Raw genomic sequence first — 11,512 nt, forward strand, 5'->3', positions numbered from 1 at the left:
TCGCGCATGATGTGGGCGACGCGTTTTAACCGTTACGGCTTACGCTGCGTGGGCACCCCCAGCGCCTCTAACTGCTCAATAAATACCGAGGGTCGCTCTTTGTCCTGCATCAGCCAGACCTGATGTTTCGCTCGGGTGATCGCCACATACAGCAGTCGACGCTCTTCCGCATCGGCAAAATCCTCTGGTTTAGGCAGTAACACTTCCTCCATCACTGACTCACGCGCCGCTGCCGGGAAACCGTCTTTGCCTTCATGCAGTCCAACAATTATCACGTATTCCGCCTGCTGACCTTTGCTGGCATGAATGGTCATAAAATCGAGATTCAGTTTAGGCCAACGCGTCGCCGCCTTTTCCAGCACTTCAGGCCGTAAGTGATGATAACGGGCCAGAATCAGGATCCGATCGTCGTCCTCAGCGAAACCACTCAGCTTGTCGAGCAGTTTCTCAATCTGGTCTTCCGGGAGTATGACGACGTTCTTTTTATTGCCCCGAGTGAGGCTGTTAAGCGGTTTTTTTAGCTGATGAGGATTCTGCAATACGAAACGATTGGCAATCTCTCCGATTCTGTCATTAAAGCGATAAGTGGTATCCAGTGCGCACTGGGCGCCTTCACCAAAGTGATGGGCAAACGCGGTGGTCAGCTCAAGCTCGGCGCCGCTAAAGCGGTAAATCGCCTGCCAGTCATCCCCAACTGCAAACAATGCCGTCTGGCTGTTTTGCTTACGCAGTGCGGACAATAGCCGTGCACGCTGCGGCGAAATGTCCTGAAATTCATCGACCAGAATGTGCTTCCACGGACTGACGAAACGGCCCTTTTCGAGGATATTGATGGCCTGATGGATAAGCCCGGAGAAATCGACGGCGTCCTCTTCTTTTAGTTTGGCTTTCCACGCTTTCATTAACGGAGCCATCAGGCGAACTCTTTTTTGGAAAAGCTCTCGCACCTCGTCAGAGGCCTGCTCAACCATCTCGGCTTGGCTGCCGCCGTGCGAGCGCATTAGCCCCAGCCATCGTTCGAGGCGACTCCCCAGCCGTTCGGCCAAGGCCTTGTTTTTCCAATAGTCGCCCTCAGGCACGTCCCACTCGAGCTCGTCAGTTAACCACTGACGCCAGCCGCTGGCCTGCGCTTTTTTTTCTGCGCACTGCTGCTGCCAGGTTTTCACCAGCAGGCTTCTGCACGCTTTGCTGTCGGTTTCGAGCTTACTGATTTTGGGGACTTTCTTGCTGCCTTCCTGAATGATTTGCAGCGCCAGTGCGTGGAAGGTTTTGGCTTTAATACCGTCAATCTGAAGTCGTTCTTTGATGCGGGTGTTCATTTCGTCTGCCGCCTGTCGCCCAAACGCCAGCAGCAAAATTTGTTCGGGGAGCGCTTCCTGACGACGCAGCAGCCAACCAGCCCGGGCCACTAGCACAGACGTCTTGCCGCTGCCCGCCCCCGCGAGCACCAGCACCGCGTCCTCACCGTTCACCACGGCGCGACACTGACTGTCATTGAGCGGAGAGGTCTCGACGCTGTCAAAAAAGTCACGATTTTGGCTGATAACCTGCTCAGTCCACGCCAGATTGCGCTGAACCACGCTTTGAGCGCCCTGATTCAGCCAGCGCAGGCAGGTTTCATAATCGTCACGGCAGTTGTCGAATTCGACAAGCCTTTCCACCGGAACCGGTATCGCTTCAAAGGCACGCTTAATTTTTGTCTGCACCTCGGCGAGACGTGAACGTTTGAACCAACTGTCCTGCTGCTCGATGCGGGTAATATTTTCAACCTGCTGCTGTAAAACGCCCGCACTGACCTCACTCATCTCCTGACTCCAGCTCTCCCATACCTTCAGCAAATGATGGTAGAACCTCTGCGTTTCCTGCCATTCAGTGCCATGCAGTCGGACCACCTTCTGCTCGGGAAGCTCGAACTCAAGCTCGCCCCAGACGATGCCGCGCTTGCAGCGGATGTTAATCAGCTGATTAAACGGAATTAGATAATGATGCTTATCGCCGCTGACCTCGACCCCCGCGTTCAGAAGCCGCACCCGATTGTAAGGGTGCTGTGCCAGATGCTTGCCAAATGATGTCGATTTCAGTTCCATGTTAATGCGCCATGTTTTTTAATTTTATGAGCGATACCCAAAGGGAGTTTACCTGCGATAGGCAGTGGCGCTCCAGCGCCAAAAACAGAGTAGAATACATAAGAGTAGGAATAAACGTAACGCAATGGCGTTGGAAAGCTTAAATCAAAGACGGGACTTTTTATGCGTACTGTACTGAACATTCTCAATTTCGTGTTGGGTGGTTTCTTCACCACTCTCGCCTGGCTGTTTGCCACTCTGGTCAGCATTGTGCTGATTTTTACGCTGCCCCTGACCCGCTCCTGCTGGGAAATCACCCGCCTTTCATTTTTGCCTTTTGGTAATGAAGCGGTACACGTTGATGAATTATATCCTGAAAAACGCAATGTGCTGCTTTCTGGCAGCGGTACCTTGCTCAATATCTTCTGGCTGATTTTCTTCGGCTGGTGGCTGTGTCTGTCTCACATCATCGCCGGCATCGCCCAGTGCATCAGCATCATTGGTATCCCGGTCGGCATCGCCAACTTCAAGATTGCCGCGATAGCCCTGTGGCCAGTGGGCAGACGCGTGGTGTCCGTTGAGATGGCAAAACAGGCCAGAGAGGCGAGCGCCGCGCGTTTAAGAAATAACGGACGTATCCGCTGAACCTATAATTAACCTTCTTGCTGGAGTACTCCGTGCTTTCAATTGCGCCAGGTTTGAGACGCTATGCTTACAACAGTAATTTGCTGTACAGCATTCGTATTTTTATCGCACTTGCGGGGACCGTTGCCGGTCCCTGGCTACTTTCTCAACCTAAACTGACCATTCCGCTCACGCTCGGCGTCGTAGCGGCCGGATTAAGCGATCTGGATGACAGGCTAGCGGGTCGCCTTCGTAACCTGCTGATCACACTTGTCTCTTTCTTTGTCGCCTCGGTGTCGGTAGTACTGCTTTTTCCTCATCCGTGGCTGTTCGCCGTGGGTCTGGCGCTGTCTACCTGTGGCTTTATTCTGTTGGGTGCGTTAGGACAACGTTATGCCACCATCGCCTTTGGCGCGCTGCTGATTGCCATCTATACCATGCTCGGCATTAATAACGTTTATCAGGTCTGGTATGAGCAATCTGCGCTGCTGTTGACGGGTACCGTATGGTATTACCTGCTCACGCTGACTGGACACGTGCTTTTGCCGATTCGCCCACTACAGGATAATATTTCACGCTGCTATCAGAAACTGGCGGTGTATCTGGATGCAAAATCCACCCTGTTTGACCCCGATCAAGAAGGTGATAACAGCAAACAGCTGGTCAATCTGGCGATGGCTAACGGCCAGTTAGTGACCACGCTGAATGAGACCAAAACCGCGTTGCAGAGCCGCTTAAAGGGTGACCGCGGTCAGAAGGGAACCCGCCGCACGCTGCAATATTATTTTGTGGCACAGGATATACACGAACGCGCCAGTTCGATTCACGTCAACTATCAGCGGCTTTCCGAACAGTTTCACCACACGGATATTTTATTCCGTCTGCAAAGACTCATGAGTATGCAGTCGGTAGCCTGTCAGCAGCTTTCACAGTGCATTCTTTATCGCCAAAAATATCAGCACAATCCACTGTTCGAGCGCGCCTTTGTTCGACTGGGTGAGGCCATCGAGCGTCAGATGGCGCTCAGCCCGGACAGTCGTCTTATCAAGGCATTACGTCACCTGATTAAAAACCTCCGCGCCATAGATGCCCAATTGTCTAACATCGAGTCAGAGCAGGCGCTGTCGGAAGCGGCGACCGCCGGACCTAAAACCTTTGCCGATGACAAACTCACCGGATTTCAGGATATCTGGCTGCGTATTTCGCGCCATCTGACGCCAAAGTCTGCGCTATTTCGCCACGCGGTGCGTATGTCTGCGGTGCTGCTTTTTGGCTATGCGTTTATTCAGATAAGCGGACTGAGCCACGGCTACTGGATCCTGCTGACCAGCCTGTTCGTCTGCCAGCCAAACTATAGCGCCACGCGAAGAAGATTGGCGCTGCGCGTTGTTGGCACATTAGCGGGCGTCGCGTTAGGCATGCCGATTCTGTATTTCATTCCTTCTCTCGAAGGACAAATGATTTTAATCGTCATCTGCGGGATGCTGTTTTTCACCTTTCGCAGCGTGCAATACGCACATGCCACGATGTTTATCACGCTGTTGGCGCTGCTGCTGTTTAATCTGATGGGACAAGGGTTCGAGGTTGCCATACCCCGAATCATCGACACGCTAATAGGTTGTCTGATTGCCTGGTTCGCCGTCAGCTTTATCTGGCCCGACTGGCGTTTTCGCCAGCTACCGACGGTGGTTAACAAGACCTTTTATGCTAACTGTCGCTATCTGGATGCCATTTTGGTTCAGTATCATCAGGGCAAAGACAACGGTCTTGAATATCGTATTGCCAGAAGGGATGCACATAACTGTGACGCAGAATTGGCGTCGGTTGTCTCGAACATGACCTCCGAGAAAGATAACGACAGAGACACGCTTGACGCGGCTTTCCGCCTGCTGTGCCTGAATCACACCATGCTCAGCTATATATCCGCGCTGGGCGCACACCGCGAAAAGCTTGAAGACAGTGAAACCTTGACGCTGCTTGATGATGCAACGCGCTATGTCGATAGCGCACTGCATCATGAAGGGACAGATGACTCTCAGGTCAAAGAATTGCTTCATACGCTCTCCGAACGTATTCAAGCCAAAACGACGGCGTCGGACACCAAAGAGCAACTAGTTCTGCAACAAATTAGGCTACTGCTGGAACATATTCCTGAAATGACCAGCCTTAATAATAAAATTTCCCCAGCCGGGAAAGGGCCTAACGTTTAAGCGCTTAAGCCGCTAAAACAAGGCCAGCGGAGAACCTGTGTTTTCCGCTGGCCCGACGCTAGGCCCTTATCCCCTGCTCTTCCTGAGTAAAGATATTAAACCAGTCGGTCAATCTGGCGCGCGACGGGACGGGCAACACCGACATGTGATACCCCAGAATCGCCCCTTCGAGGGCAAATAGCGTAAGGATGCCCGGCACCTTTTTCACTGAGCAGAGTTTAACGTAGGTTTTAATGGCCCCCTGCATTCGAAGTTCGGCGGAATTTTTAACGCCAATCTGCCACAGCATTCGCTCCATCGATAAATTGATATTCGGCAAATCCTTTAGCCTCCTCGGATCGTTCTTCTTCGCTGCCTTTTCAATTTGCATCCCCCGAATAGCATCATTCGCCAGCTTAATCAGCCGCTCAGGCTGCTGCCAAAGTGACTCACCCACCTGAAAATAGCGCAACAGGATCTCGATACCTCGTTTGTGATAAACAAACTGCCGCATAGCCATCTGCCTCATTATTTCTTCGTTTTCATTGGTGGCGCGCAGATACAGCTCTCCGTCCGCCACCAGCGCAAACATCGCATCACCGTACGACAGGCTGTACCCCCCGAATTGAGGCCGAGAATGAATCACACCCAAAGGTGATAACAAAGCTATGGATTGAGCAATCTTTTTTTTAGTTTCATTTAACATATTGATTTCCTTATCGCTTAATTCAAACGAAGTGAGATTTGATACTACATGAACCCTTTAAGCAAAATACTCAAACCCTCTTACGCAGCCAAATCTAAACTCTCTTTCTCGACGATTAACTTCAAGAGTTGCGAGATATCTTGGAAAAATTAGGTTGATCTCTCGCCATATGCACAGTACTGTATATCCGTACAGTAACTAACTGGTGGAACAACACTATGCGAACTCATCATCGTCATCATTCTCATTTCAGTCAGCATCCTTTATCGGCAAACGCGACGCCAATATGCCAAAATTCAACGGCTAACAGTGGCTTACTGAGCGAGTTCGTCTATAGTGAAAATCAGCCGGCTTTGACGCAATTGCTCTTACCGCTGCTCCACCATCTCGGTGCACAGTCTCGCTGGCTGCTTTGGCTTACTCCAACCCAAAAACTGAGCCGTCGCTGGTTGGCCCAATCGGGTTTACCCGTGGACAAGATAGTTCAGGTGAGTCAGCTTGAAGGTATTGCATCCGTCGATGCCATGGAGCGCGCTTTATTGACAGGTAACTACAGTGTAGTACTCGGTTGGCTGCCAGAATTAAGTGACTCAGATCGCAAAAGATTACAAGTCGCTGCAGAAACCGGAGGATCTTATGGCTTCATCATGAAGCCCCTGGAAGATCGATTTTCAGGTGCCGGACAACCTCCAGCAGTAAAAATTCATTCCTCCGTGTACCATTAATTCAATTTAGGAGTAATCTGACAAAAATAATCCGTTTATTAGTGATTCGTGCTGATTATCGCGCCGGAGCCAGTAAAAACGGGTGTTTTTGAGGTTTAAAAACACATAGTTTCGTCAACATTTTGTCTATGATGTTAAGAAATGTGTACATTTTCCCGTTTTTTTCCTGAGCGTAATCACATCAAGCTTGTAACTTTCTCGCCACGTTGTAGACTTTAGTTCGCCAAGGTTGCTCTTATAATGCCTACGAAAAGTGGCAAGTACCTAAGTGAAGCAATAACTTGGACGAAGGAATTTAACCAAGGGCTTAAAGCTTAAAGCTCAATTGCCTATTTGGATGATAACGAGGCGCAAAAATGAAAAAGACAGCTATCGCATTAGCAGTGGCACTGGCAGGTTTCGCTACCGTAGCGCAAGCCGCACCGCAAGATAACACCTGGTACACCGGTGGTAAATTGGGCTGGTCCCAGTATCACGATACTGGTTTCGCTAATGCTTACAATGGTATTGGCAACGGTCCAACTCACGACAGCCAACTGGGTGCCGGTGCGTTTGTAGGTTACCAAGCGAACCCATACCTGGGCTTCGAACTGGGATATGACTGGCTTGGCCGCATGGCTTACAAAGGCAGCGTAAACAACGGCGCATTCAAAGCACAAGGCGTTCAGCTGACTGCTAAACTGAGCTACCCACTGACTGACGATCTGGATATCTACACTCGTCTGGGTGGTATGGTTTGGCGTGCAGACGCTAAAGGTAACTTTGGCAACGGCAACCGCGTAAGCGACAACGACACCGGTGTTTCTCCACTGGCTGCAGTTGGTTTCGAATACGCACTGACCAAAAACTGGGCAACCCGTCTGGATTACCAGTGGGTTAACAACATCGGTGATGCTGCTACCGTGGGTGCACGTCCTGATAACGCAACTCTGTCTGTCGGTGTTTCTTACCGTTTCGGCCAGGGTGAAGCGCCAGCTCCAGTTGTTGCTCCAGCACCAGCTCCAGCTCCAGTTGTTCAGACTCACAAGTTCACTCTGAAGTCTGACGTTCTGTTCACCTTCGGCAAATCTACTCTGAAACCAGAAGGCCGTCAGGCACTGGATCAGCTGTACACCCAGCTGAGCTCACTGGATCCGAAAGACGGTTCAGTCGTGGTTCTGGGTTACACCGACCCAGTAGGTTCAGAAGCATCTAACCAGAAACTGTCTGAGCAACGCGCTCAATCAGTAGTGGATTACCTGGTATCTAAAGGTATCCCTTCTAACAAGATCTCTGCACAGGGTCGCGGTGAAGCAGATCAGCTGACCGGTAGCTTCGGTTACAAATCTGGTCGTGCTACTAAAGCTCAGATCGCAGCCTTCGCACCTAACCGTCGCGTAGAAATCGAAGTTAAAGGTATCAAAGACGTTGTTACTCAGCCACAGGCTTAAGTAATAGCGCTATCTTCTGATAGACCTGACTTTAAAAACCCCGCATTGCGGGGTTTTTTTTATGGCGTAAAAAGAGATAAAACAGCAGGCGGGGTGTAACCAGACGCATAAAGGGATCGCGTTAGCTTTCTTTGTTGTCGAGGATCTGCAAAAGATCCTGCTTGAGCGAAGACATTTGATTGGCGTACTTTTCTTTGCGTTCCGCATCTTCGAGCAGCTGAATGATGGTGTCCGACAGGGTAACGCCACGCCGCTGGGCCAAGGCAGCCAGTCTCTGCCAAACCAGAAACTCGAGATCGATAGACTTTTTACGCGTGTGCTGATGCTCCGAATTGAAATGACGCTTACGACGCGCACGAATAGTCTGCTTCAGACGATTATCCAGCGCTTTACTCATGTGGTTATCTATCCACTCGAGCACTTTGATCGGTTCGTTTTCTAATCGGAGAAGCTGCTCCACAGCATCCTGCGCCGCACTGTTCTCGATGTGGCGGGTGATCCTTTCACCTTCGCGGTGTTTTTTTACCAGATACTTCCATTTCCAACCGCTCTCAAGGTTTTCCAGTTGCTGATATTTCATCGCAGGCTCTTCTGTGACCATCTAACGTTGATAAGCATAGCAGCATTATGTCACTTTTTTCCCTAAATATGTCACGACATTACCAGAGGTAAGTGGTTAAATTTCACCCATAAACTGCATAATGTCACATCTGCATGGGCTAACCGTGACTCTCGTGGTATGCAGCACGGCTTATTCTTGTATAATCGCCCTTTCCCTTTTGAAGACTACAGCTAACACATTGACCAATAACCGACTTGATTGGCAGCTCTTACTGCCGGACTCTACGCCATACCAGACAATTTTTGCTACAGCGGATCAGTTGGCCCCGGTCGATTTTTCCCTTATTCAGCCTCGTCTTGAGAATGGACTTTCCCTTTTCTGCTTCCCTAATTCGCGCACGCGTTTTATGACGGTCAAAGGCCAGGAAAGTCGCGATTATCTCTCGCGTCTGGCCTCTGTCGTTAACGACCTGCTGCCAGAAGCTGAAGAAATTGTCGGCAGCCAGTACCATATTGACGGACGTCACGTTCAGGTACTGCCCGCACAGGACCCAACGGCCCCTTTCAGCGGAACGTCGAGCTGTCTTTATCAGGAATGGATTGAACCCGAGCAACTCTTTGGCTGTGTCCGCATCTATAAGGACCAGATTGAGCTTCAGCCCGGTTTAATTCATCAGGTTAATGGCGGCGTACTGATCCTGTCTATCCGCTCGCTGCTGGCCCAGCCGTTGCTGTGGCTGCGCCTTAAGCAGATGATCACCCAGGAAAGCTACCATTGGGTTTCTCCCGATGAAACGCGCCCGCTGCCGGTAAATATTCCGCCGATGCCGTTAGACGTTAAGCTTATCCTGGTTGGCGATCGCGTCTCTCTGGGCGAGCTGAATGATATGGAGCCGGAGCTGCTGGAGTCGGCGTTCTACGGTGAGTTTGAAGCTGACCTGCCTCTGGCCGACAATGACGACATGGAAAAATGGTGTGCCTATGTCAATACGTTGGCCGACGAACTCGAGATCCCGCGCCTTGCCGCCGACGCATGGCCTGAGTTGTTCAAGGCTGCGGTGCGCTTTAGTGGCGATCAGGGCTGCTTGCCCCTTTGCCCAACCTGGCTCTCGGCTCAACTGAGCGAGGCCGAGCTTTATAATGACGATCCTGAGCTCACCGCCAAATCTTTCGACGCGGCGATTTCGACCCGCGCATGGCGTGAAAGCTATCTTCAGGAGCGTATGCAGGATGAAATCGAGCTGGGTCAGATTCTGATCGAGACCGATGGAGAAGTGATTGGTCAAATTAACGGCCTGTCGGTGCTGGAATATCCGGGGCATCCGCGCGCCTTCGGTGAACCTTCACGTATTAGCTGCGTTGTGCATACCGGTGATGGAGAATTCACCGACGTAGAACGTAAGGCAGAGCTTGGCGGCAATCTTCATGCTAAAGGCATGATGATTATGCAGGCCTTCCTGATTGCCGAACTGGAGCTCGATCAGCCGCTCCCCTTCTCTGCCTCGATTGTGTTCGAGCAGAGCTATGGTGAGGTTGATGGCGACAGTGCCTCGCTGGCCGAACTGTGTGCGCTGATCAGTGCGTTGGCGATGCAGCCTATCAATCAGCAAATCGCGGTGACGGGTTCGGTTGACCAATTCGGCAACGTACAGCCTATCGGCGGGGCCAATGAAAAAATCGAAGGATTCTTCGAGGTTTGCCAACGTCGTGGATTGACCGGCAAGCAAGGCGTGATTATTCCTACGGCTAACGTACGCAATCTCTGCCTGCACCCGCAGGTTATTGAAGCGGTTCGCGATGGCAAGTTCCACCTGTGGGCGGTTGAGAATGCGGCCGATGCGCTGCCTATCCTGACCGGTTTACTCTTTACGAATCAAGAGGAAAACGAGGAAAGTCCGACGCTGTTGGGACTTATTCAGGAGAGGATTGCTCAGGCAACCTTATCCGAGCGCCCTCGTTATCCGTGGCCACTGCGCTGGTTAAATTGGTTTTCGCACAGCTGATCGGACTTGTTCGGCTTACAGCTGTTAGCTAAGATGCGTGCTTCAACAAAATAAGGCTTACATACAACATGGTAGATAAACGCGAATCCTATACGAAAGAAGACCTCGTAGCCTCTGGCAAAAGCGAACTTTTCGGAGCAGGTGGACCACCATTGCCGTCGGGCAATATGCTGATGATGGACCGCATCGTCAAAATGACCGAAGACGGCGGTAGCCACAATAAGGGTTATGTTGAAGCCGAATTAGATATCAATCCCGATCTGTGGTTCTTCGGATGCCACTTCATCGGCGATCCGGTGATGCCTGGTTGTCTGGGTCTGGACGCGATGTGGCAGTTGGTCGGTTTCTATCTCGGCTGGCTGGGTGGCGAAGGCAAAGGCCGCGCACTGGGCGTTGGCGAAGTGAAATTCACCGGTCAGGTGCTGCCAACGGCTAAGAAAGTGACTTATCGTCTGAACTTCAAACGCGTGATCAATCGTAAACTGATCATGGGTGTGGCAGACGGTGAAGTGTTGGTTGACGGCGAAGTTATCTATACCGCCACTGACCTGAAAGTGGGTCTGTTCAAAGACACCGCCGCTTTCTAAAAAATAAAGCGTTACCCAGGTAATTTTGGATTTAGGCAACATGGCGAAAGAGTGAATTTCAGGAGCTTACAGAAACAAAAGTAGGTGACTGGGGGGCATCAGAGACGCCAACGCAGCATAAATTCCAGATATGAAGGGTAAAAAACCTCCGCAGTTTGCTGTCAAATTGCGGAGGTTATCCTTTTACTGTCAGGGGTAGACTTACGCGTTAACTGCCCTAACCTCCATGGCCTCTCGCCAACCTCCAAGCCAGTGTGACCGCGCATCTATCGATTGGTAAGGACAAATTTCTTTCGAACGTCCTACAATACCTGCTTGGTATCCACGTGATTGTGCCCGTTCCAGGCGATCGCGTTTTTGTCTCTTCATGCCTCGTGTCCCTCATTATTCAGGTCAAGTGGAAAGAAAACAGTGTCCGCTTAACTGCGTCCACACCTAACAAATAGCCCCGATTCTCCCGTAGGTCAATGCGCAAAATTCACGCCACTGTCACAATATTGCGCTATCTTTATTGATTGCGCGCAAGCTAATCGCGCAGCTAAAGCCTCAGGCACCTGATCGCCAATAAAAAAATCCCGCCCCCTGAATGACCAGGAAGCGGGATTTTTTATCGAACTAATA

10 protein-coding genes are annotated in these 11,512 nt (G+C 51.0%); 6 read left to right on the forward strand and 4 right to left on the reverse strand.

The genetic code is table 11. The features are described from left to right. Nucleotides 1-32: 32 nt before the first annotated feature. Nucleotides 33-2,087, reverse strand: a complete 2,055-nt coding sequence (gene helD / locus O1V65_RS11965) for a DNA helicase IV (RefSeq protein WP_227952741.1) — start codon at nucleotides 2,085-2,087, stop codon at nucleotides 33-35. A 162-nt stretch (nucleotides 2,088-2,249) separates the two neighbouring features. Between helD and O1V65_RS11970 the strand changes: the two genes are divergently transcribed. Together O1V65_RS11970 and yccS are read left to right on the forward strand one after the other, a co-directional pair. Continuing rightward, the gene (locus tag O1V65_RS11970) at nucleotides 2,250-2,711 is read left to right on the forward strand and encodes a YccF domain-containing protein (RefSeq protein WP_017490503.1); all 462 of its coding nucleotides are present in this window, start codon (nucleotides 2,250-2,252) and stop codon (nucleotides 2,709-2,711) included. Between the two features lie 32 nt (nucleotides 2,712-2,743). Beyond that, entirely contained in the window at nucleotides 2,744-4,900 is a 2,157-nt protein-coding gene (yccS, locus tag O1V65_RS11975) for a YccS family putative transporter (RefSeq protein WP_017490504.1), read from the forward strand. A 58-nt stretch (nucleotides 4,901-4,958) separates the two neighbouring features. Here the strand turns inward: yccS and O1V65_RS11980 are convergent, their stop codons facing one another. Beyond that, nucleotides 4,959-5,585: a TfoX/Sxy family DNA transformation protein gene (locus tag O1V65_RS11980; protein WP_017490505.1), complete on the reverse strand. Its 627-nt coding sequence runs from the start codon at nucleotides 5,583-5,585 to the stop codon at nucleotides 4,959-4,961. 218 nt (nucleotides 5,586-5,803) lie between these two features. Between O1V65_RS11980 and sulA the strand changes: the two genes are divergently transcribed. Further along, on the forward strand, nucleotides 5,804-6,310 hold the full coding sequence (sulA, locus tag O1V65_RS11985; RefSeq protein WP_081601386.1) for an SOS-induced cell division inhibitor SulA: 507 nt from the start codon (nucleotides 5,804-5,806) through the stop codon (nucleotides 6,308-6,310). A 356-nt stretch (nucleotides 6,311-6,666) separates the two neighbouring features. After that, nucleotides 6,667-7,740, forward strand: coding sequence for a porin OmpA (gene ompA / locus O1V65_RS11990; RefSeq protein WP_017490506.1), 1,074 nt, complete (start codon nucleotides 6,667-6,669; stop codon nucleotides 7,738-7,740). A 121-nt stretch (nucleotides 7,741-7,861) separates the two neighbouring features. On the opposite strand, the gene matP is transcribed toward ompA, so the two are convergent. Continuing rightward, on the reverse strand, nucleotides 7,862-8,320 hold the full coding sequence (matP, locus tag O1V65_RS11995; RefSeq protein WP_017490507.1) for a macrodomain Ter protein MatP: 459 nt from the start codon (nucleotides 8,318-8,320) through the stop codon (nucleotides 7,862-7,864). A 220-nt stretch (nucleotides 8,321-8,540) separates the two neighbouring features. Here matP and O1V65_RS12000 point away from each other — a divergent pair, with 220 nt between their 5' ends. Both O1V65_RS12000 and fabA read left to right on the forward strand, forming a co-directional pair. Next, nucleotides 8,541-10,304, forward strand: coding sequence for an AAA family ATPase (locus tag O1V65_RS12000; RefSeq protein ID WP_165428994.1), 1,764 nt, complete (start codon nucleotides 8,541-8,543; stop codon nucleotides 10,302-10,304). A gap of 68 nt (nucleotides 10,305-10,372) precedes the next feature. Beyond that, entirely contained in the window at nucleotides 10,373-10,891 is a 519-nt protein-coding gene (fabA, locus tag O1V65_RS12005) for a bifunctional 3-hydroxydecanoyl-ACP dehydratase/trans-2-decenoyl-ACP isomerase (RefSeq protein ID WP_017490509.1), read from the forward strand. A 201-nt stretch (nucleotides 10,892-11,092) separates the two neighbouring features. Here the strand turns inward: fabA and rmf are convergent, their stop codons facing one another. Continuing rightward, nucleotides 11,093-11,260: a ribosome modulation factor gene (gene rmf, locus O1V65_RS12010; RefSeq protein WP_269129755.1), complete on the reverse strand. Its 168-nt coding sequence runs from the start codon at nucleotides 11,258-11,260 to the stop codon at nucleotides 11,093-11,095. Between the last annotated feature and the right edge of the window lie 252 nt (nucleotides 11,261-11,512).

It is taken from the genome of Rouxiella badensis (genome assembly GCF_026967515.2).
GTDB lineage: Bacteria > Pseudomonadota > Gammaproteobacteria > Enterobacterales > Enterobacteriaceae > Rouxiella > Rouxiella badensis.

Coding starts and splice junctions, on each gene's coding strand:
- sulA (WP_081601386.1), top strand. CDS start 5,804: ATGCGAACTCATCATCGTCATCATTCTCATTTCAGTCAGCATCCTTTA.
- O1V65_RS11980 (WP_017490505.1), bottom strand. CDS start 5,585: ATGTTAAATGAAACTAAAAAAAAGATTGCTCAATCCATAGCTTTGTTA.
- rmf (WP_269129755.1), bottom strand. CDS start 11,260: ATGAAGAGACAAAAACGCGATCGCCTGGAACGGGCACAATCACGTGGA.
- helD (WP_227952741.1), bottom strand. CDS start 2,087: ATGGAACTGAAATCGACATCATTTGGCAAGCATCTGGCACAGCACCCT.
- fabA (WP_017490509.1), top strand. CDS start 10,373: ATGGTAGATAAACGCGAATCCTATACGAAAGAAGACCTCGTAGCCTCT.
- matP (WP_017490507.1), bottom strand. CDS start 8,320: ATGAAATATCAGCAACTGGAAAACCTTGAGAGCGGTTGGAAATGGAAG.
- ompA (WP_017490506.1), top strand. CDS start 6,667: ATGAAAAAGACAGCTATCGCATTAGCAGTGGCACTGGCAGGTTTCGCT.
- O1V65_RS11970 (WP_017490503.1), top strand. CDS start 2,250: ATGCGTACTGTACTGAACATTCTCAATTTCGTGTTGGGTGGTTTCTTC.